Source organism: Kitasatospora sp. NPDC048540 (assembly GCF_040651175.1).
GTDB lineage: Bacteria > Actinomycetota > Actinomycetes > Streptomycetales > Streptomycetaceae > Kitasatospora.
Window position 1 is genome coordinate 20,447 of record NZ_JBEZIR010000063.1, and the last position, 21,095, is coordinate 41,541.

The following is a 21,095-nucleotide window of genomic DNA, read 5'->3' on the forward strand; positions in this document are numbered from 1 at the left end:
AGTATCTTGATGTCAAGATAAATCATAGCGTGGAGTTATCTCGACGTCGAGATAAACCATAGTGCATGCCCGTCGACGGGACGAAGGCAGGCATGCCCGGGCATCCTCTCCAAACTTCACCTGCCGACCGCCCGCCGCAACCGCAGCCGAGGCGGCGGACGGCGCGGTGGCCGCGCTACCGTGGACGGCGTTCGAAGATCCTTCAGGCAGGGGGCCGGCCCGGTGATAGTTGTCGACGCATCAGCACTGGTCCTGGCCCTGGCGGACGAGGGCGAACGGGGCGATGCCGCCCGGGCCGCGCTGGCCGCCGATGCCGACTGGGCGGCGCCCGAACACGTCCTGATCGAGGTGATGCAGTCCCTGCGCGGGCTCTACCTCGCCCGGCAGGTCGACGCCGGCCGGGTCGCCGAGCTGGCCGCGGAACTCCCCCGGATCGCCATCCGCAGGGTCGAGGTCACCGCGCTGCTCGGCCGGATCTGGGAGCTCAAGGACAACCTGACGCCGGACGACGCCGCCTACGTGGCCGTCGCCGAACAGCTCGGGGCGCCCCTCGTCACCGCCGACCTGCGGCTGATGCGGGCGAGCGGTCCGCGCTGCGAGATCCGGGGCATCGCACCGGCGGGCGGGCCGAAGGGCTGACCGGGCGGGGCGGGCCGGGCGCGGCGGCGCGCCTACGGTCTCATGCGGGTGGGCCGGCTCTCGTACGGGTGAGCTTGGACGGGTGTCGGCACGGCGGCGTGCGGCGCGAGGAGTCCAGGCGCCACGGTGGGCGGTGCCCGGCCCGCCGTCCGAAAGGTCCAGCCCGATGACCGTCCCGCTCGCCACCCTGGCCACCGCCCTGGCACCGCTCGCCCTGCTGCCCGCGGCACCGCTGCCACCGGCCGCCGCCGGACTGCCGGCCTTCCCGCGGCCGGTCGCGGCGCTGCCCACGGTGGTGGACGCGGACTTCGACCCGGCCTCGGCGTTCGTCCCGCCGGTGGCGATCAGCTACGCCCGGGACCTCGTGCCGTACGGCGCACACGCGCGGGTCACCGTCGAGCGCGGCGCGGGGCGGACGGTGGTCACGGTCGAGCTGGCCGGGGTCGCCCCCGGACACCTCTTCCCGGCCCACGTCCACACCGGGCGGTGCGGCGCCGACCCCGCCGCCTCGGGGCCGCACTACCAGGACCGGACCGACCCGGTGCAGCCGTCCACCGACCCCGCCTACGCCAACGACCGCAACGAGGCCCGCGCCACCGTCCGCACCGACGCCGCCGGGTCCGGCCGCGCCGTGACGGCCGTGCCCTGGGCCTTCCGGGCGGACGCGGCCCACTCCCTGGTGCTGCACGCGGGAGACCCGGCCGGGACGCACCCCGCGGCGGAGCGGGTGGCCTGCGTGAACGTCGACTTCTGAGCGCCGGGGCCGCCGGCCGCGGTCAGCCCAGGGTCGCGACCAGGACGGCCTTGATGGTGTGGAGGCGGTTCTCGGCCTGGTCGAAGACGACCGAGTGGTGCGACTCGAAGAGCTCGTCGGTGACCTCCAGCTCGGTCATCCCGGTCGCCTCGTACAGCTGCCGGCCGACCTCGGTACCGAGGTCGTGGTACGCGGGCAGGCAGTGCAGGAACCGCACCGCCGGGTTGCCGGTCGCCCGGACGGTGTCCATCGAGACCTGGTACGGCTTCAGCATCGCGACCCGGTCGGCCCAGACCTCCTTCGGCTCCCCCATCGACACCCAGACGTCGGTGTAGAGGAAGTCCGCGCCCGCCACCCCGGCCGCGACGTCCTCGGTGAGGGTGATCCGGGCACCGGTCCGCCCGGCCAGCTCCTCGGCGGCCTTGCGGACCTCCTCGGACGGCCAGAGCTGCTGCGGGGCGACGATCCGGATGTCCATGCCGAGCAGGGCGCCGGTGACCAGCAGGGAGTTGCCGGTGTTGAAGCGGGCGTCGCCGAGGTAGACCAGCGTCACATCGGCGAGCGGCTTGGTGGAGTGCTCCCTGATGGTGAGGACGTCGGCGAGCATCTGGGTGGGGTGCCACTCGTCGGTGAGGCCGTTCCACACCGGCACGCCCGCGTGCGCGGCCAGCTCCTCGACGATCTCCTGGCCGTAGCCGCGGTACTCGATGCCGTCGAACATCCGGCCGAGCACCCGGGCCGAGTCCTTGATCGACTCCTTGTGGCCGAGCTGCGAGCCGGCCGGGTCGAGGTAGGTGGTGGACGCGCCCTGGTCGTGGGCGGCGACCTCGAAGGCGCACCGGGTCCGGGTGGAGGTCTTCTCGAAGATCAACGCGATGTTCTTCCCGCGCAGCCGGGGCTGCTCGGTGCCCGCGTACTTGGCGGCCTTGAGCTGGGCCGCCAGATCCACCAGGTGCCGGAACTCCTGGGGCGTGAGGTCCAGCTCCTTGAGCAAGTGCCGGTTCCGGAGGTTGAAGGCCATGCCGGGCTCCTGGGTCGTCTGGCGGATCGGGGCGACTCGGCGGACCGAGACGGGAAGTGTATACGACTGGCAGAATTTATATGCATCCCGGGGATGGCGGCGGCCCCACGGCGCGCGGGACATCCCGGAAACTCCCGGGGCGCCCCGGCTGTTCGCCGTGGGGCCGGACGGCGCCGCGGCCGCCGAGCGGTGACGGTTGGCGGGGCTCGACGGCGGTGCCGGACGGCGCCGCGGCCGCCGAGCGGTGACGGTTGGCGGGGCTCGACGGCGGTGCCGGGTGGCGGTGGCGGTGCCGGGTGGCGGTGGCGGTGCCGGGTGGCGGTGGCGGTGCCGGGTGGCGGTGGCGGTGCCGGGTGGCGGTGCCGGGTGGTAGCGGGGCTGCGGAGGGAGCGGGGTCGGGTCGGCGCCCGTTACGGGAGAGCGACCCGGCCCCGGCTACAGCCTCGGGTCCACCGGCTCCGACTCGAGGGCCAGCACCGCGAACACCGGCTCGTGCACCCGCCACAGCGGTTCCCCGGCCGCCAGCCGGTCCAGTGCCTCCAGGCCGAGGGCGTACTCGCGCAGCGCGAGCGAGCGCTTGTGGCCGAGGAAGCGCTGGCGCAGCTGGTCCAGGTACTGGGTGTAGTCCGGGCCGTAGATGATCCGCAGGTACTCACGGCCGCGGACCTTGACTCCCGGCTGGACCAGTCGGCCGTCCGCACCACCGCGGACCAGCGAGGCCAGCGGCTTGACCACCATGCCCTCGCCGCCCGCCGCGGTGAGCTCCTCCCACCAGGCCACACCGGCCGCGACCGAGGCCTCGTCCGCGGTGTCCACCACCAGGCGGCCGGTGCGCCGGAGGATCGGCGCGGCCGGGTCGTCCGCGTCGACGAGCCGGTCGATCCAGCCGAGGTGCTCGTCGTGCGGGCGCACGGCGAGGTTGGCACCCTCGGCGGCCAGCACCTGGAACGGCGCCAGGCGGATGCCGGAGAGCCCCTCGGTCGGCCAGCAGTAGCGGCGGTAGGCGGCGGTGAACGCCTCCGCGTCCGCCGCGCGCTGCCGCTGCTGGGCCGTCAGTTCGGCGACCTCCAGGCCGCGGCCGGCGGCCAGCTCAAGCGCCGCGAGCACCTGCGGCAGTGCGGCGCCGGCCGCCGCACCGACCGCCGCGTACTGGCGACGCAGCAGCTCGGCGGCCTTGAGCGACCAGGGCATCAGTTCGGCGTCGAGCAGCAGCCAGCCGGTCTCCAGCTCGTCGAACAGCCCGGCCCGCTCGGCGGCGGCGCGGACCCGGTCGAGGACGGCCGCGGTCAGCTCCTCGTCGCCGAGGAACGCCCGGCCCGTCCTGGTCCAGATCGCACCGGGGCCGGCCAGGTCGAACCGCTTCTCCAGCGCGGCGTCGTCCCGGGCCACCAGCACCACGGCACGCGAACCCATGTGCTTCTCCTCGCACACCACCTGCCGCACCCCGTCGTGCGCGTAGGCGAGGAACGCCTCCTCGGGGTGCTCCAGGTAACCCTCGCGGCGCGAGGTCGCGCAGGGCGCCATGGTCGGCGGCAGGTAGCTGAGCAGCCTGGGGTCGAGCGCGAACCGGCTCATCACCTCCAGCGCCGCCGCCGCGTTCTCCTCCCGGATCGACACCCGCCCGTGGTGGGCGGTCTCCACGATCCGGCGGCCGGCCACGTCGCCGAGGTCCAGCGGGCGGCCCTCCCGGGAACCGGGGGCGTCCGTGTGCATCGGACGGACCGGGGCGTACCACTCCTGCTCGGCGGGCACGCCGACCAGCTCGCGCTCGGGGTAGCGCAGGGCGGTGAGGCTGCCGCCGAAGACGCAGCCGGTGTCCAGGCAGATGGTGTTGTTGACGAAGCTCGCGACGGGCACCGGCGTGTGGCCGTAGACCACCAGCGCCTTGCCGCGGTACTCCTCGGCCCACGGGTAGCGCACCGGCAGGCCGTACTCGTCGGTCTCGCCGGTGGTGTCGCCGTAGAGGGCGTGCGAGCGCACCCGGCCGGAGTTACGGCCGTGGTACTTCTCGGGCAGGCCGGCGTGGCAGACCACCAGGCCGCCGCCGTCCAGGAGGTAGTGGCTGACCAGGTCGCGCATGAAGGCGCGGACCTCGGCGCGGAACTCCTCCGGCTCGGCGGCCAGCTGGTCCAGCGACTCCTGGAGGCCGTGCGAGACGGTGACCTTGCGGCCGGCCATGTGCCGGCCGAGCTTGTTCTCGTGGTTCCCGGGCACGCAGATCGCGTGGCCGGCCCGGACCATGCCCATCACCAGGCGCAGGACGCCGGGGGTGTCCGGACCGCGGTCGACCAGGTCACCGACGAAGACCGCGGTACGGCCCTCGGGGTGCACGGCGTCGACCGGCCGGCCCTGGTCGTCCCGGGTGAGGGTGTAGCCGAGGCGCCCGAGCAGGGTCTCCAGCTCGGAGCGGCAGCCGTGGATGTCGCCGACGATGTCGAACGGGCCGGTGAGGTGCCGGAGGTCGTTGTACCGCTTCTCGGTCACGATCTCCGCCGCCGCCACCTCGGCCTCGCCGCGCAGGATGTGGACCTTGCGGAAGCCCTCGCGTTCCAGGCCGCGCAGCGAACGGCGCAGCTCGCGCTGCTGGCGCGGGATGACGTGCGGCGGGAGCTGCCGGTCGGGGCGGTGCCGGTTGCGCTCGGCGCAGACGGCCGGGGGGATGTCGAGCACGATGGCGATCGGCAGGACGTCGTGCTCGCGGGCGAGCGCGACTAGCTGCTTGCGGGCCTCCTGCTGCACGTTGGTGGCGTCCACGACGGTGAGCCGGCCGGCGGCGAGCCGCTTGCCGACGATGTAGTGCAGGACGTCGAAGGCGTCGGCGGAGGCTGACTGGTCGTTCTCGTCGTCGGCGACCAGGCCGCGGCAGAAGTCCGAGGAGACGACCTCGGTGGGCCGGAAGTGCCTGCGGGCGAAGCTGGACTTGCCGGCGCCGGTGGTCCCGATCAGCACCACGAGGGAGACGTCGGTGACGGGCAGGCGGCGCGGCTCGTGCGCCGGGGTGCCGGCGTCGGCGTCGGCGTCGGCGTCGGCGTCGGCGTCGGCGTCGGCGTCGGCGTCGGCGGGCACGGTGTCGGGCACGGTGTCGGGCGTGGTTGCGGGCGGTGCCGTCACGATCTCGGTCTCGGGCACGGCTTCGGCGTTGCCGGGCTGCGCGGCCTCGGCGGGCTGTGCTGCGTCGGTGGTCATCGGGTCGCGCTCCCTTCCTGCGAAGTGGTGGTGTCCGCTGCCCCGCCGATGCGGAACAGCGCGAGCTGGGTCGGCGCGCCGACCTCGTCGTCCCAGGGGCCGACCGGACGGAGGCCGACGGTGTAGCCGTACTTGCGGGCCACCTCGTCGGCCCAGGAGGCGAACTCCGCGCGGGTCCACTCGAAGCGGTGGTCCGCGTGCCGGACGTGGCCGGCCGGGAGGGTCTCCCAGCGGACGTTGTACTCGACGTTGGGTGTGGTGACGATGACGGAAGCCGGGCGGGCGGCGCCGAACACCGCGTACTCCAGGGCCGGCAGCCGGGGCAGGTCGAGGTGCTCGATGACCTCGGAGAGCACGGCCGCGTCGTAGCCCTTGAGGCGCGCGTCGGTGTAGGTCAGGGCGCCCTGGACCAGCTTGACCCGGGCCGACTGACGCTCGGTCATCCGGTCCAGGCGCAGCTTACGCGCGGCGGCGGCCAGGGCACGGGAGGACACGTCCACCCCGAGCACCTCGGTGAACCTGACGTCCTTGAGCAGCGCGCCGACCAGCTCGCCCTGCCCGCAGCCCAGGTCGAGCACCCGGGCGGCCCCGGTCTCGTGCAGCGCGGCGACGATCGCCTCGCGGCGCTGGACCGCGAGCGGGACGGCCTTGGCCCCGGCGGGCGGCATCTCGACGGACGTGGCCTCGGCGGACGACGCCTCGGTGAGCGGCGTCTTGGCGGACGACGTCTCGGTGAGCGGCGTCTGGATGGTGCCGGCGGTCTCCTGGTCCTCGGGAAGGTCATCGACCGCGTTGTCCACCTCCTCCGCCTCTCGGTCGTCGGCCTCGGCCAGCCGGGCCAGCGCCAGGCGTTCCAGCGCCAGCCGGGTGAGCGACCAGCGGCGGGCCAGGTACCGACGGGTGATCAGGGCCAGCTCGGGGTGGGTACCCAGCCAGCCCTCGCCCGCGGCGAGCAGCTTGTCGACCTCGTCGGGCGCCACCCAGTAGTGCTTGGCCCCGTCGAGCACCGGCAGCAGCACGTACAGCTGCTGGAGCGCGTCGGACAGCCGGACCGTGCCGGTCAGGGTGAGTCGGACGTAGCGGGAGGCGCCCCACTCGGGGAAGGTCTCGTCCAGCGGGAGCTGAGCCGCATCGACCTGCCAGCCGAGCGGTTCGAACAGCCTGGTCACCAGGTCCGCGCCACCACCGTCACCGGCACCGTTGGCGGGCACCGCGGGAAGCGAGATCCGCAGCGGCAGCGGATGCCCGGCGAGACCGGGACGCAGCTCGCAGACGCCCTTCATCGCGGACCGGAAGACCGTCCGCAGCGCCACCGCGAGCAGCGAGGACGCCGCGTAGGGCCGGTCGTTGACGTACTGGGCCAGGGCGAAGTCGGGCGAACCGCCGCGACCCTTGCCCCGGCCCTGGCGGACCAACGCGACGGGGTCGACCTCGAGGAGCAGCACTGCCGTGCACGCCGCCTCGGTCGCCTCGGGGTAGAGGACATGGGCCACGCCGTGGGACGTCGAGAACCGCTGCACCTTGTCGGGGTGCTTGTGGAGCAGAAATCCCAGGTCAGTGGCGGGCCGTTCGGCCGTGCCTGTGGTGGAGATCGAGATGAACACCTGTCCGAGTATCGCGGAGCGGCGCCTCGCCGGTCACCGGGTTTTGGCCGGTGCGCCGGTGCTCGGGCGCCGCCGGGAGTGCTGCCCGCGGCCCGGCAGGGTGCTCCGGCGATGCTCGGGCGGGGCCCGGCACGGCGTCCGCACGATGGGCGCTTTCGGCAACCGTGACCGGGATTGGTTAACGTGCACCGTGTGACTGCTGAAACCTCCTCCCTCGCACGCGGTGCCGTCGCCGCCGGTCTGGCCACCGTCACCGCGGACGGCACCATCCTCGACACCTGGTACCCCGCGCCGGAGCTGGCCGACGAGCCCGGCCAGGCCGGCACCGTACGGCTGACCGCCGAGGAGGCCGAGGCCGCGATCGGCCCGGGTGCCTCCGAGGCGCTGCGCGGCGACGCCCGCCGCGGCGTCGAGATCGTCGCGGTGCGCACCGTGATCTCCTCGCTGGACGACAAGCCGCTCGACGCGCACGACGCCTACCTCCGGCTCCACCTGCTCAGCCACCGTCTGGTCAAGCCGCACGGCCAGAACCTGGACGGCATCTTCGGTCTGCTGGCCAACGTCGCCTGGACCAGCATCGGTCCGGTGCCGGTGGACCGGGTCGAGCAGGCCCGGCTCGCCGTCCGCTCGCAGGGCGGCCAGCTCGCCGTGTACGGCATCGACAAGTTCCCGCGGATGACGGACTACGTCGCGCCGGCTGGCGTGCGGATCGCGCACGCGGACCGGGTCCGGCTCGGTGCCCACCTGGCCGAGGGCACCACCGTGATGCACGAGGGCTTCGTGAACTTCAACGCGGGCACCCTCGGCACCTCGATGGTCGAGGGCCGGATCAGCGCGGGCGTGGTGGTCGGTGACCACAGCGACATCGGCGGCGGCGCCTCGATCATGGGCACCCTCTCCGGCGGCGGCAAGCAGGTCGTCTCGGTCGGCGAGCGCTGCCTGCTCGGTGCCAACGCCGGCATCGGTATCTCGCTCGGCAGCGACTGCGTGGTCGAGGCCGGTCTGTACGTCACCGCCGGCACCCGGGTGACCACCCCTGACGGCAAGATCGCCAAGGCGGTGGAGCTGTCCGGCCAGGACAACCTGCTGTTCCGCCGGAACTCGCAGAGCGGCGCGGTCGAGGTCATCGCCCGCTCCGGCTCCTGGGGCGGTCTCAACGCGGAGCTTCACGCGCACAACTGATCTCCTCTCCTGTCTCCTGTGCCACCCCGGGCCTGCTCTCCTGCTGTCGGACGACAGCGGGAGAGCAGGCCCGCTGCCGTCGTCACGGCCACAGCCACGGCCACAGGCGCTGTCACAGCCCTCGGTGGATACGACGTGGTGGGCACGGCGTGGTGGGTACGGCGTGGTGGGTGCGGCGTAGTGGGCGCGACGTGGTGCACCGGACGGCCGGCGCGCTAGCCGAGCGGGGCGGCGGACCGCAAACCCGGCTCACCCCTGGGGCTGACGCCGGACGGGGGTTGGACCTCATCGGGTGGTCTGCGGTGACCGGCCGCCGCCGGGGCTCGTTGGACCGGCGGCACCGACATCCGTCGCATCACACCGCACTACCGAGCTGGAGGGGCCCCCTCATGTCCGAGCCCTGGTCCGAGACGCCCGCCGCGCCGCAGGGGCCTGCCGCCCCCGCCGTTCCGACGGCGCCCACGAGCCTGTTGGAGCAGATGCAGGAGTTGCTCGCCTCCATCAGCACCGACCTGGCCGGGCTCAACGCCGACCTGCAGTCGGCCGGAGCCAGGGCTGCCGACGAGGCCACCGCTCCCGAGGGTTCGGTCTCCGGTGTCCCGGCCGCCGCGGGTTCGTCCGAGGCCACCGCCCCCGGTCGGTAGTCACCGGCGCCGGGCGGCCCGAGCGGGACGACCAGTATCGGCAGCGGTTGCCCGGCCGGCTGCCCGGCCGCCGCCACCACCGGCTCCCTGGCCCCGGTGCCGGGCGTACCCGTCACCCGGGACGTAGGAGGCAGTGGCGGCAGGGCCGCCGCATGTGCCCCGTCCAGGACGTCAGTCAGGTCCAGCTCGTCCGGCAGGCGCCCGTCGTCCACCCAGCCGTCCACCCAGCCGTCCGTCGGGTGGTCCGCCGAGTCGGCCGCCGAAGCGTCCATCAGTCCGTCGGCAAGGCCGTCCACGAGGCCGTCCGCAAGGTGCCCGGCCTGCGGCTCATCGACGTCCTCCGGCCCCTCCGACCCCTCCTGCTCCCCCGGCGGCGCCCCGGACTCCCGGCGGACCGTCCGGAGCAGCTCGGCGACCAGGTCCTTGCACTCGGCCCCGGCGTCCACGCCGTCGATGCAGCGCCAGTAGACACTCTCGGCCTCCGCACCGCAGGCGAGCACCACCAGCGTCTCGGCGACCTCGTTCAGCAGGCTGCCGAGTGCGAGCAGGACGGGCTCCAGCTCGCCGAGCTCGCTCATCCGCTCGACCCGGCCGTTCCCCGACCACTCCGCGGACCACTCGTCCGGCCCGCACCACTCGCCCTCGACCTGCGCGGACCACTCCGCCTCGGCGTCGGGCGGCTGCTCCAGGCAGCCCGCCGTATGGCTGCCGGCGTCGCACAGCAGCTGCCCGAGCGCGGCCAGCTCGCCGGCCTCCCGCCCGGCGATCCGTGCGCCGACGGCCTCGGTCAGCAGACCGGCCTGCCAGGCCTCCAACAGGGCGTCCGGGACCGTCCTCGCCTCGGCCAGGGCGTGCCGGGCGGTCTTGATGAGTCGCAGCGCGTCCATACCCGCCGCTCCCTTCGCTCACGTCGGACCGCCGCCGTCGGGGGCGGCGGATCACGACGCAAGACTGCTGGCCGGGCCGGACTCCGTCAGCCCCCCACCGGATTCCTGTGGACAACTCGGGCCTGTGGATAACTCAGGTCCCCCACACGGGTGTACCGGAGCAGCCTCATGGAGGGTCAGCCGTCCGTGGCACCCCGCCCGTCGGCCCCATCCGCCCCGCCCGTCCGATCGGTCCCGTCGGCCCGGTCGGCCCGGTCGGCCCGGGCCCCAGGAACCGGGAAGCGCAGCTCGTTCCGGTCGATCTTCGCCGCCAACGCGGCCAGCGGATCGACGCCCACCGATGTACAGAACTGGAGCAGGTAGGCCAGGACGTCGGCCACTTCGTCCCGTACCCGGTGGGCTTCGGCGGGATCCGTCATCACCGTGGCCGCCTGCTCGGGTGTCAGCCACTGGAAGATCTCCAGCAACTCCCCGGCCTCCACGCTCAGCGCGGCAGCCAGGTTCTTCGGGGTGTGGAACGGCTGCCAGGCCCGCGCCGCCGCGAACGCGGCCAGCCGCTCCTGCAGTTCCACCAGCGAGGGCGCCCCGCCGCCACCTGCGGGAACAGGGTCAGCGGGGTCGGCGGCTGAGTCACGGGGGGACCCGGCCGGGCCCGGGGTCTGTCGTTCGGTCACCCATCAGGTCTACCCCATCCCACGCAGCCCGCGTCCCCACGAGCCAAGCATCCCCACGAGCCAAGCATCCCCACCAGCCACGCGCACCACGCCCGCCCCGCCAGCCGCACGCACCACGCCCGCCAGGTGCACCAGACCCGCCAGGTGCGCCAGACCCGCAGCGTCAGGGCTGCCGCGCGTCCGCGCTCCCCTGCGGCGGCACCCGCAGGGCCTCCGGCCGCTGCAGCACGCTGTGCCCGGTCGCCGGGTCCCGGCGGCACTCGACCAGCTCCACCCCGGCCACCTCGCGGGCGGCGGCCGGCTCCTGCAGCGCACCCAGCACGCGGATGTCCTCCTTGGCGCACACCTCGCTGGCCAGCCGCAGCAGCGAGGCCGTCTGTTCGGTGCCGAGGCCGGCGCCCAGGTCCTCGGCGAGCAGGGTCAGCTGACGGTGTGCCGGCGGGATCTCGGCCGCCGGGTCGACGTCGATCACGCCCGCCCCGGTGAGCAGCACGGCCGCGAACGCGAGCAGCCGCAGCATGCCGTCCGAGGCCTGGTCGGCGCCGGTCCGGCCGAGCACGCCCTCGTCGAAGACCGCGAGCAGCCGCTCCTGCGCCTCGCTCCCGCGGAAGGCGATGTCGAGGCCGAGCAGGGGGTGCGGCGCCGCCGCCTGGACGGCCTTGAGCAGCCGCCCGTAGCGACGCGTGCACTCGGCCTTGAGCCGGGCCAGTACGGCGGAGATGTTGGCGGCGGTGCCGATCAGCCGGGCCTGGGGGTCGGGCCGGGTCCAGCCGCGCATCGCGGCGGGGACGGGGTGCAGCGGGAAGACCTCCCGCAGGGCGGTCAGCAGGTGCTCGGCGGCGGTCACCACCTTCTGCTCGCCGGGCGAGGAACCGGCGACCCGCAGCGGGATCTGCGCGGTGATCAGGCTGCCGCTCGGGAAGGGGGCCCGGATGTCACCCTGGCGGGTGTCGTTGTGCCAGGTGACGTTGACCCGGCCGTGCGGCACGTCCTGCTCGCCGGTCTCGACCAGGGTCTCGCCGCCGAGCGTCAGCCACTCCCGGGCGATCCGGACCTGGCCGTCGGTGCGGACCACCACCTCCAGCCGGATCGGTCCGGCGTACGAGCGGACGGTACAGCCGAGGATGATCGCGTTCCGGCCGTGCGGGACGCAGCCGAGCAGCCCGCCCCGGACGGGGGCGGCGAGCGGGCCGCTGAGCGCGCCGGTGCCGTCCAGCGAGGGCCTGATCTCCTCGCCGAGGGCGAGCCGGGAGAGCACCGCGAGGGCGTCCAGCGCGTTGGACTTCCCGACGCCCGAGGGTCCGTGCAGGACGGTCAGCGGCGAGAGCGGGAGTATGGCCCTGCGGTAGGACTTGAAGGAGGTGAGCCGGAGTTCCTCGACCGTCGGACGGAGAGTGGAACGGGGCGCACACTGGACGGCTTCGCTGGTCACCCAGAGGACCCTAGCCCGCGCCTGATCAGCAGAAACGTGCCTCCGGCGGCCATTCACCCCAATGAGTCAGCGGTGGGTGGCGGGGTGGGCGGTAAGTCGTCGTGGGCAGCGGTGGGTGGCGGGTCGGCAGTGGGTCGCGGGTCAGCGGTAGGTCGACACCAGCACCGAGCCGGTCACCTCGACCGGCTCCGGCAGCGCGGCGAGCGCGGCCGCCAGCCTGGCCGGGTCGGTGTGCCAGGCGCTGGGGCCCATCCCGACCACCGCCGCCGCGTCCTGGTGCGACAGCCGCAGGCGGAAGTCGACCTCCACCCGGTCCGAGCGGTCGAACCAGGGTCCGAGCTTCTCGTCGATCCGGCGCTCCTTGTCCTCGTCGACCGAGAGCAGGCCGAGGCCGCCGACCAGTTCGCGCAGGTGCCGGGAGGTCGGCGAGACCACCAGCAGGCGTCCGCCCGGACGCAGCACCCGGCGCAGCTCGGGACCGTTGCGCGGGGCGAACACGTTGAGCACCAGCTCGGCGCAGCCGTCCAGCAGCGGCAGCGGGCGCCAGGCGTCGCAGACCACCGCGCCGATCCGCGGGTGCGCCTTGGCGGCGCGGCGCAGCGCGTACTTGGAGATGTCGAGGGCGGCGCCCGGCCGTTCGCCGCCGAGGCGGTCGAGGACGTGCGCCAGGTAGTGGCCGGTGCCGGCGCCCAGGTCGGCGACCAGGCCGGGGCCGGCGCCGCGGGCGGCCTCGGCGAGCGCGTCGGCGACCGGTCGGTAGTGGCCCGCCGCCAGGAAGTCGGCGCGGGCGGCGACCATCTCGGCGGTGTCGCCGGTCCCGGTGTGCGCGTCGCCCGGCAGCAGGCTGACGTATCCCTGCCTGGCCTGGTCGAAGCTGTGCCCGGCTTCGCAGCGCAGGGTGCGGCCGTGCAGGACGAGGTGCTGCGCGCAGTGCGGGCAGGCCAGGTGGGGCTCGATGTCCTGCAGCAAGGTGGTTCGTTCCTCATGGTCCGGGGCGGGGCCCCAGCCTACTCAGTCCCGCCCGCGGTCCTGCCGTGGCCGTCCTGCCGTGGCCGTCCGGTCAGTCGTCGTCCTCCTCCTCGCCGCCGACCTCCTCGCCCTCGGCCTCGTCGACCACCCAGGCGGAGAGCCGTTCGGCCACCCCGGTGACACCGAGTTTGCCCTCCCGGATGGCCCGGGCCAGGCTGCGCACCTCGCGTGCGGTGGTGGCGACGCTGCAGCCGCTGGCCACCAGGTAGGAGTACGCGACGGCGGTGGCGAACAGCTCGTTGCTGCGCTCCAGCGCGGGGACCCGGATGAGCTGGTGCATCAGGGCGGCGGCGCGGTCCTGCGGCTCGGGGTAGACCGCGATGTCGAAGATCTCGGCCTGGTGGCGGGCGACCGCGGCCAGCAGTGATCCGTAGTCGATGACCTGCGGATCACCGGGGGTGTACTGCTCAGCGGTCATGAGCAGCCACGAGAGGTCGACCTCGAGGTTCAACGGCGCCCGCCCTGGGACTCGCCGGGACCGTGCTCGCCGAATTCGGCCAGGAAGGCCGTCTCGTACTCCTTCATGAACTGTGCGGCGGTGTCGACGAACAGTCGCCCCGCCTCGCCCATGTCCTGCTGGACGAGCTTCTCGATGTACTGGTTCATGCTGATCCCCTGCTGCTCGGCCCGCTCACGGGCCATCTCGGCGGTGGTCGCATCCACCCTGACGTTCAGCTGCTTCTTGGCCATAGTTCAAGCTAGCGCTGGGGTGCTAGCACGGCAAGGGCGCACGGGGGTCGCCGCCCGCTCCCCTGAGATGTCCGCTCACGCCCGGCCGGAAACCAGCCACCGGGCGTACCGTTCCTACGCTTTCCCCGCAGGCGAGTTGAAGGGTGATCAGGGCTGCGCCCCGCTCGGGTCCGCGGACGCCACCCGGTACGGGGGACCGGATGGCGGGAGCCACCGGAAACCGCACGTCCGGCCGCCGGACTGCCTCGGCCGTACGCCGTCGCCCGCCCGCGGCCGGACCCGGGCCGGGGGCCGCTCCGGCCCGTCCGCGCCGGGGGCTCCGGCCGCCGCCCGCGGCGGGGCGCCGGTGTCCCGGCTCAGGATGCCGCGTCCGCACGGACCAGGTGCGGGGCACGCCACTGGAGCGCGGTCGGCAGGAATGTCCAGAAGTCGCCCCCGGTGTCCCCCGGCACCCGCGTACCCGGCGCCCCGCGCCCCGCGCCCCGCAACGGCACGAAACGACCGGCCCGGTCGAGTCCGTGGACTCGACCGGGCCGGTCGGACGCCCCGAAGGGCACTGCTTCACACCCCGGGCTCAGGCGGTACGGGCGCCCTGCGCCGGCTCCAGGATCGCCACGCACTCGAAGTGGTGGGTCATCGGGAACAGGTCGAAGGCCCGCAGCGAGACCGGCCGGTAGCCGCCCTCGCGGAAGTAGGCCAGGTCGCGGGCGAGCGCGGCCGGGTCGCAGGCCACGTACGCGATCCGGCGGGCCTCCAGGCCGGACAGGTGCGCGATGGTCTCCCGGCCCGCGCCCGCGCGCGGCGGGTCCAGGACGATCAGGTCGGTGGAGGTGATCCCGGTGCGCGGCAGCAGGGTCTCCACCTTGTCGCACTCGATCCGGACGTTCTCCAGGGCGGCCAGGTTGTGCCGGGCGTCGAGGACGGCCTGCTTGCCGGACTCGATGCCGAGCACCGCGCCGTCGTCACCGACCCGCTCGGCGAGCGCGCCGGCGAACAGGCCGACACCGCAGTACAGGTCGAGCGCGCTCTCGCCCCACTGCGGGTCGAGACCCTCCAGCACCGCCGACACCAGGGTGTCCGGCGCCTCCGGGTGGATCTGCCAGAAGCCGCCGTTGGAGACCCGCCAGGTCCGGCCCGCGGCCACCTCGCGCACGAAGGTGCGGCCGTGCACCCGGTGGAAGTTGTCGTGGTCGTCGATCCGGGAGATCGACACCGGCCGGTCCAGCTCGACGATCGGCAGCTGGGCGCCCACCTCGGGGACCAGCACCACCTGGCGGTCCGAGGACCCCGTCGCCGCGATCACGTCCACCGACTCGACGCCGGGCCAGCTGCGCGCCTCGACGCCCAGCTCGCTGACGCCCTCGGCGGCGATCAGGCAGCGGTCCACCGGCTGGATGTCGTGCGAGCGGTGCTTGCGCAGCCCGACCGACCCGCTGGCCGGGTCGACCACGTACTGCACCCGGGTGCGCCAGGCCGGCACCGCGCCGGGCGGCAGCTTGCCGCCGACCGGCTCGACGCTGCCGTCCCAGCCCGCCTCCGCCGCCGTCAGCCCGGCCAGCTTGGCGAGCTGCTCGGTGAGCACCTGGCCCTTGAGCTTGCGCTGGCCGCCCGGGGTGACGTGCTGCCAGTCGCAGCCGCCGCACTTGCCGGGGCCGGCGAACGGGCACGGCGCCTCGATCCGCTCCTTCGCGGCCTCCAGCACCTCCACCGCGTCGCCGCGCAGGAAGCGCGACTTGGTGGTGCCCTCGGTAATCTCGACGATCACCCGCTCCCCGGGCAGGGTGTGCCGGACGAACAGCACCCGGCCCTCGTGCCGGGCCACGCAGTGCCCGCCGCCGTGCGCCACCGGGCCGACCTCGACCTCGTAGCGCTCGCCGACCAGCGGCTCGCCGGGCGGGGCCTTCACCACGGTCTCGGCGGTGCGCAGCGCCTTCGGCGGCCGCACGGCCTGCTTGCGCGGCTGGCGGGCCTTGGGCGCCGCCGGGCGGTCCTGGCCGTCGCCCGCCGCACCCCGGGCCGGCTTCCCGGCGCCAGCGCCCTTGGCGGCGCCCTTGGCGGCGGCGGACCCCTTGGCGGGGGTGGCCTTGCCGGCCTCGCCCTTCGCCTTCGAGGCGGACTTCGGGCCGCCCTTCATCGCGCTCTTCGGCACGGCCGTCGGCCGGTCCTCGGACCGCTCGGACTCGCCGGGCGCCAGCGGCGCGGTCTGGGCCGTGAAGCCGTCGCGGTCGGTGGCGGACGGCCTGGCGGGCCGGTTGCTCCACCGCGGGTGGGCCACCTGCCCCGGCTTGCCGCCGGTCTTGGCGCCGGTCTTGGCGCCGGGCCGGCTCGGCCGGCCGGAGGAGCGGGGCGGGGTGTTGCGGGTCACTGGCATGCGTCCTTACGCGAGCGGTGCGGAGTCGTCGCGCGGGCCGGAACCCACGCTCTGCTGGTCGTCGGAGCTGGCCGCGGGCCGGTGCCGGGGCTCGCCACGGCGGACGGCACCCGGAGCGGACCAGGCCTTCTGCGGCTTGCGCCGCTCGGAGGACTCCAACTGCCAGGGTACGGAAGTCACCATCACCCCGGGCTTGAACAGCAGCCGGCCCTTGAGCCGCAGCGCGCTCTGGTTGTGCAGCAGGTGCTCGTACCAGTGCCCGACCACGTACTCCGGGATGTACACCGAGACCACGTCGCGCGGGCTGGAGCGGCGCAGGTTCTTGACGTACTCCAGCACCGGGCCGGTGATCTCGCGGTACGGCGAGTCGAGGACCTTCAGCGGCACCTCGATGCCGCGCTCGTCCCACTCGCCGCGCAGCGCCGCGGTGTCGACCGGGTCGACGTTGACGGTGACGGCCTCCAGCGTGCTCGCCCGGGCGAGGCGGGCGTACGCGAGGGCGCGCAGGGCGGGCTTGTGCAGCTTGGAGACCAGCACGATGGCGTGCACCCGGGTGGGCAGCACCACGTCGTCCGGCTCCTCGGCGGCGACCAGCTCGGCGGAGACCCGCTCGTAGTGGCGGCGGATCGCCTTCATCATCACGAACAGCACCACCATGGTGGCGATGGCGATCCAGGCGTGGCTGATCTTGGTGGCGAGCACCACGATCAGCACCGCCATGGTCATCACCAGGCCGAAGGTGTTGATCGCCCGGCTGCGCTGCATGTGGGAGCGCTTCTTGGGGTCGGTCTCGGTGCGCAGCAGCCTGGTCCAGTGCCGGATCATGCCGGACTGGCTCATGTTGAAGGAGACGAAGACACCGACGATGTACAGCTGGATCAGCCGGGTCGGGTCGGCGTCGAAGGCGACGATGAACAGGATCGCCGCGCCGGCCAGCAGGATGATGCCGTTGGAGAACGCCAGCCGGTCGCCGCGGGTGTGCAGCTGCCGCGGCAGGTAGCGGTCCTGGGCGAGGATCGAGCCGAGCACCGGGAAGCCGTTGAAGGCGGTGTTGGCGGCCAGCACCAGGATCAGGCCGGTGACGGCGGCGACGAAGTAGAAGCCGGGCGTGAAGTTGGAGAAGACCGACTCGGAGATCTGCGCCAGCGCGGTCTTCTGGTGGTAGTCGCCGGGCGCCCCGATCAGCTGCTCGGTGGGGTTCTCGGCCATCTGGACGCCGGTCAGGCGGGCCAGCCAGATGATGCCCATGAACATCACGACCGCGATGGAGGCCATCATCAGCAGCGTGGTGGCGGCGTTCTTGCTCTTCGGCTTGCGGAAGGCCGGCACGCCGTTGGAGATCGCCTCCACACCGGTGAGCGCGGCACAGCCCGAGGAGAACGCCTTGAGCAGCAGGAACACCATCGCGAAGCCGGCCAGCGACTCGTTGCCCGGGGTGGCCTCCAGGTGGAAGCCGGAGCTCTCGGCGTTCATGTCCTGGCCGAGCCCGAAGTGACGGAACGCACCGTAGACGACCATGCCGATCACGCCGACCATGAAGGCGTACGTCGGGACCGCGAACGCGCTGCCGGACTCCCGGACGCCGCGCAGGTTCATGCCCATCAGCACGATCACCACGACGACCGACAGTCCCAGCTCGTGGCCGCGCAGCGACGGCACGGCGGAGACCACGTTGGCGACGCCTGAGGTGGTGGAGACCGCCACCGTGAGGATGTAGTCCACCAGCAGGGCGCTGGCGACCACCAGCCCGGAGTTCGGGCCGTGGTTGACGGTGGCGACCTCGTAGTCGCCGCCGCCGCTGGGGTACGCGTGCACGTTCTGCCGGTACGACGCGACCACCGCCAGCATCACGATCGCGACGACGACGCCGATCTGCCAGGAGAAGTGGATCGCCGAGGCCCCGGCCAGGGACAGGGTGAGCAGGATCTCCTCGGGGGCGTAGGCGACGGACGACAGGGCGTCCGAGGCGAACACGGGCAGCGCGATCCGCTTGGACAGCAGGGTCTCCCCCAGCTTGTCGCTGCGCAGCGCGCGCCCGATCAGGATGCGTTTCGGAAGGTCAGCAGGCATAGGCACATCAAGGAATCGTAGGGGCTGCCGACAACGGAGCCGACGACCGGTGCCCCCTTGGTCGAGCCTGCGTTCGGCCGACCGGCTAGCGTGTCGGATGATGAGGTTGCGGGCAGCACTCCAGTTGCCCCTGCACAGACCCGGTTCGCGCACTTGAAGGCGGAACCGACGGATCGCCCACGAAACCAGGGCGCGGAAGGACGATGAGCGGTGTTTGCGCAGGTCATTAACCCAACGGACAGGGTGAGGTAGTCCCGTGCACATCGTCATCATGGGTTGCGGCCGCGTGGGCTCGGCCCTCGCCAGAGCACTCGAGAAACAGGGTCACTCGGTCGCCGTGGTCGACCAGGACCCGACCGCGTTCCGGCGGCTGGGTGCCGGATTCAACGGCCGCCGGGTGACCGGCGTGGGCTTCGACCAGGACACCCTGCGCGAGGCCGGCATCGAGGAGGCGGGCGCGTTCGCCGCCGTCTCCAGCGGTGACAACTCCAACATCATCGCCGCCCGGGTGGCCCGGGAGAACTTCGGCGTCGAGCACGTCGCCGCCCGGATCTACGACCCCCGCCGCGCCGAGGTCTACCAGCGCCTGGGGATCCCGACCGTCGCCACCGTCCGCTGGACCGCCGACCAGATGCTGCGCCGGCTGCTGCCCAGCGGCGCCGAGCCGCTGTGGCAGGACCCGAGCGGCAGCGTGCAGCTGGCCGAGGTCGCGTTCGCGCACGAGTGGGTCGGGCACAAGCTGAGCGCGCTGGAGGAGGCCGCGGGCGTCCGGGTCGCGTTCGTCACCCGGCTCGGCGAGGGCACCCTGCCCACGCCGTCGATGGTGGTCCAGGAGGGCGACCTGGTCCACGTCATGCTGCGCCGCTCCGAGCTGGCGTCGGTCGAGGCCGCGTTCGCGCAGGGCCCCGAGGAGGAGGGTCACTGATGCGAGTCGCCATTGCCGGGGCCGGTGCGGTCGGCCGCTCGATCGCGGGCGAGCTGCTGGAGAACGGCCACGAGGTCCTGCTGATCGACAAGAACCCGAACTCCATCTCGGTGGAGCGGGTCCCGATGGCCGAGTGGCTGCTCGCGGACGCCTGCGAGATCACCTCGCTGGACGAGGCCGCCCTGCAGCGCTGCCACGTGGTGATCGCCGCCACCGGCGACGACAAGGTCAACCTGGTCGTCTCGCTGCTGGCCAAGACCGAGTACGGCGTGCCGCGGGTGGTCGCCCGGGTGAACAACCCGAAGAACGAGTGGCTCTTCAACGAGTCCTGGGGCGTGGACGTCGCCGTCTCCACCCCGCGCCTGATGTCGGCCCTGGTCGAGGAGGCCGTCAGCGTCGGCGACCTGGTCCGGCTGATGCGCTTCAGCCAGGGCAACGCCAACCTGGTCGAGCTGACCCTGGCGGACGACGCCCGGCTGGTCGGTACCCGGGTCGGGGACGTCGAGTGGCCGGTGGACACCGCGCTGGTGAGCATCATCCGCGAGGGCCGGGTGCTGGTGCCCGCCAAGGACGACACCCTGGAGGGCGGCGACGAGCTGCTCTTCGTGGCCGCCCAGGAGCGCGAGGAGGAGCTGGAGGACCTGCTGTCCGCCGAGACCGGCGCGAAGTAGCTCCTGCTGCCCCCGCACACGCCGGAGGGGCCGTACCCGGTCGGGTACGGCCCCTCCTCGCGTCGGTCGGGCCCGCTCAGTCCTCGATCTCCGCCTTGATCGGCGCCGGGGCCTTGAGCAGGATCCGCCAGGTCACGTACATCGCCAGCGCCAGGGCCGGGATGCCGAGCGCCGTCTTGAGCCAGCCCAGCAGCGAGGTGTTGTGGGTGAAGTACAGCGGGAAGAGGATCACCGGCTTGATGCCCATGATCACCACCCAGGCCCAGGTGGCCTTGGTGTACGCGGCCAGCCGGCCGGGGTTCTGCTTGCGCCAGGTGAACATCTCGCCGGTGACCGGGCCGAGCATCAGGCCGACCAGCGGCCAGCGCACCAGCGCCGAGACGGCCAGCACCAGGCAGTAGCCGACGTTGTAGAGCAGCCCGGGCAGGTAGAAGTCCTCGGCCTTGCCGGTCTTCATCGCGATCCAGGCGCCGATCGCCACCCCGAAGACGCCGCTGAAGGCGTGCTGGATGGTCTCCCGCCGGGCCAGGCGCACCACGACGAAGAGGGCGCTGAGGCCGAGCGCGGCCCAGGCGGCGGCGGCCACCTGGTGGGTGATGTTGAAGGTGAGGATGAAGACCAGACCCGGGAGGGTCATGTCGATCATTCCCCGGACCCCGCCGAAGGCCTTCATCACGGTGTCGGCGGCCTCCTTGGAGGCCGCTTCGTCCGCTGCCCTGCGGTCGGCCTCGGACTGCTCCCACTGCTCGGCGGCCGACGTCACCACCGTCTCGGTCAGCGTGTGGTCGACGTATCCGGCGAGGTCGTCGCCGGGGGCGGCGGTGCGGGCGGCGGGCTCGCCGCCGGGCAGGTTGGTCACGCTGATTCGCTCCCGTGTCCGACCGGACGCAGCTCGTACCGAGGGTTGAAGAGCACGCGGCGGCCGCGTGCGTGGCTGATCCGGCCGCTGGCGATGAGCCGGCGGCCCGGCTCTATGCCGACGATCGAACGGCGGCCCAGCCAGACCACGTCGAGCGCGTCGCTGCCGTCGAAGAGCTCCGCCTCCAGCGCGGGCACCCCGGCCCGGGGCCGGAGCGTCACGGTGCGCAGGGTCCCGGCCACGGTGACCACCTCACGGTCGCCGCAGCTGGCGATCGGCGTGCACCCGGACTCCGCGGTGTCCTGCCGCAGCTCCTCGGCCTCGAGCTCTTCCGGGGAGGAGGTCAGCCGGCTGAGCATCCGCCGGAACCGGCCCTGCGGCTGCACGCTGCTGTTGTCACCACTCATGCCGGAAGGGTACCGGTTTCGCCGCCCCCGGTGGCGGGTCTCCAGGTCAG

At 73.3% G+C, this 21,095-nt stretch carries 18 protein-coding genes; 5 read left to right on the plus strand and 13 right to left on the minus strand.

Annotation, left to right across the window (positions count from 1 at the left end):
- The first annotated feature begins 222 nt into the window (after positions 1 to 222).
- Both AB0D08_RS23510 and AB0D08_RS23515 read left to right on the plus strand, forming a co-directional pair.
- Entirely contained in the window at positions 223 to 639 is a 417-nt protein-coding gene (locus AB0D08_RS23510; protein WP_033818086.1) for a type II toxin-antitoxin system VapC family toxin, read from the plus strand.
- A gap of 166 nt (positions 640 to 805) precedes the next feature.
- Entirely contained in the window at positions 806 to 1,393 is a 588-nt protein-coding gene (locus AB0D08_RS23515; RefSeq protein WP_359891289.1) for a superoxide dismutase family protein, read from the plus strand.
- Positions 1,394 to 1,415: 22 nt separating this feature from the next.
- Here AB0D08_RS23515 and argF read toward each other — a convergent pair whose 3' ends face one another.
- The 3 genes from argF to AB0D08_RS23530 form a co-directional block, all read right to left on the minus strand.
- On the minus strand, positions 1,416 to 2,414 hold the full coding sequence (gene argF, locus AB0D08_RS23520; protein ID WP_033818085.1) for an ornithine carbamoyltransferase: 999 nt from the start codon (positions 2,412 to 2,414) through the stop codon (positions 1,416 to 1,418).
- A 435-nt stretch (positions 2,415 to 2,849) separates the two neighbouring features.
- Complete coding sequence (locus AB0D08_RS23525; protein ID WP_359891291.1) at positions 2,850 to 5,600, minus strand: polynucleotide kinase-phosphatase; 2,751 nt, start codon at positions 5,598 to 5,600, stop codon at positions 2,850 to 2,852.
- Complete coding sequence (locus AB0D08_RS23530) at positions 5,597 to 7,204, minus strand: 3' terminal RNA ribose 2'-O-methyltransferase Hen1 (RefSeq protein ID WP_359891294.1); 1,608 nt, start codon at positions 7,202 to 7,204, stop codon at positions 5,597 to 5,599. Before AB0D08_RS23530 ends, AB0D08_RS23525 begins: the two co-directional genes overlap by 4 nt.
- A gap of 192 nt (positions 7,205 to 7,396) precedes the next feature.
- Here AB0D08_RS23530 and dapD point away from each other — a divergent pair, with 192 nt between their 5' ends.
- Complete coding sequence (gene dapD, locus AB0D08_RS23535) at positions 7,397 to 8,386, plus strand: 2,3,4,5-tetrahydropyridine-2,6-dicarboxylate N-succinyltransferase (protein ID WP_033818101.1); 990 nt, start codon at positions 7,397 to 7,399, stop codon at positions 8,384 to 8,386.
- A gap of 355 nt (positions 8,387 to 8,741) precedes the next feature.
- On the opposite strand, the gene AB0D08_RS23540 is transcribed toward dapD, so the two are convergent.
- From AB0D08_RS23540 to AB0D08_RS23575, 8 genes are all read right to left on the minus strand, one after another.
- Positions 8,742 to 9,917 carry a DUF6099 family protein gene (locus tag AB0D08_RS23540; protein ID WP_359891297.1) on the minus strand — a complete coding sequence of 392 codons (1,176 nt, stop codon included), beginning with the start codon at positions 9,915 to 9,917 and terminating at the stop codon, positions 8,742 to 8,744.
- Between the two features lie 176 nt (positions 9,918 to 10,093).
- Positions 10,094 to 10,492 (minus strand): nucleotide pyrophosphohydrolase, encoded by a 399-nt coding sequence (locus AB0D08_RS23545; RefSeq protein ID WP_359891315.1) that lies wholly within the window; start codon positions 10,490 to 10,492, stop codon positions 10,094 to 10,096.
- Between the two features lie 262 nt (positions 10,493 to 10,754).
- On the minus strand, positions 10,755 to 12,023 hold the full coding sequence (locus AB0D08_RS23550) for an ATP-binding protein (RefSeq protein WP_359891299.1): 1,269 nt from the start codon (positions 12,021 to 12,023) through the stop codon (positions 10,755 to 10,757).
- A gap of 141 nt (positions 12,024 to 12,164) precedes the next feature.
- On the minus strand, positions 12,165 to 12,992 hold the full coding sequence (locus tag AB0D08_RS23555; protein ID WP_033818082.1) for a putative RNA methyltransferase: 828 nt from the start codon (positions 12,990 to 12,992) through the stop codon (positions 12,165 to 12,167).
- Between the two features lie 91 nt (positions 12,993 to 13,083).
- A complete protein-coding gene (locus AB0D08_RS23560; protein WP_033818081.1) occupies positions 13,084 to 13,503 on the minus strand; it encodes a hypothetical protein in 420 nt (139 codons plus the stop codon).
- Positions 13,500 to 13,742: a toxin-antitoxin system HicB family antitoxin gene (locus tag AB0D08_RS23565; protein WP_033818080.1), complete on the minus strand. Its 243-nt coding sequence runs from the start codon at positions 13,740 to 13,742 to the stop codon at positions 13,500 to 13,502. Before AB0D08_RS23565 ends, AB0D08_RS23560 begins: the two co-directional genes overlap by 4 nt.
- A gap of 574 nt (positions 13,743 to 14,316) precedes the next feature.
- Positions 14,317 to 15,648, minus strand: a complete 1,332-nt coding sequence (locus AB0D08_RS23570; RefSeq protein WP_359891318.1) for a class I SAM-dependent RNA methyltransferase — start codon at positions 15,646 to 15,648, stop codon at positions 14,317 to 14,319.
- A gap of 471 nt (positions 15,649 to 16,119) precedes the next feature.
- Positions 16,120 to 18,183, minus strand: a complete 2,064-nt coding sequence (locus AB0D08_RS23575) for an APC family permease (RefSeq protein ID WP_033818079.1) — start codon at positions 18,181 to 18,183, stop codon at positions 16,120 to 16,122.
- 256 nt (positions 18,184 to 18,439) lie between these two features.
- Between AB0D08_RS23575 and AB0D08_RS23580 the strand changes: the two genes are divergently transcribed.
- The gene (locus AB0D08_RS23580; RefSeq protein ID WP_033818078.1) at positions 18,440 to 19,108 is read left to right on the plus strand and encodes a TrkA family potassium uptake protein; all 669 of its coding nucleotides are present in this window, start codon (positions 18,440 to 18,442) and stop codon (positions 19,106 to 19,108) included.
- Entirely contained in the window at positions 19,108 to 19,779 is a 672-nt protein-coding gene (locus AB0D08_RS23585; protein WP_033818077.1) for a TrkA family potassium uptake protein, read from the plus strand. The genes AB0D08_RS23580 and AB0D08_RS23585 overlap by 1 nt, the downstream gene beginning before the upstream one ends.
- A 76-nt stretch (positions 19,780 to 19,855) precedes the next feature.
- Here AB0D08_RS23585 and AB0D08_RS23590 read toward each other — a convergent pair whose 3' ends face one another.
- Together AB0D08_RS23590 and AB0D08_RS23595 are read right to left on the minus strand one after the other, a co-directional pair.
- Positions 19,856 to 20,638, minus strand: a complete 783-nt coding sequence (locus tag AB0D08_RS23590; RefSeq protein WP_233288895.1) for a DUF3159 domain-containing protein — start codon at positions 20,636 to 20,638, stop codon at positions 19,856 to 19,858.
- Positions 20,635 to 21,045, minus strand: a complete 411-nt coding sequence (locus AB0D08_RS23595) for an OB-fold nucleic acid binding domain-containing protein (protein ID WP_033818076.1) — start codon at positions 21,043 to 21,045, stop codon at positions 20,635 to 20,637. Before AB0D08_RS23595 ends, AB0D08_RS23590 begins: the two co-directional genes overlap by 4 nt.
- Between the last annotated feature and the right edge of the window lie 50 nt (positions 21,046 to 21,095).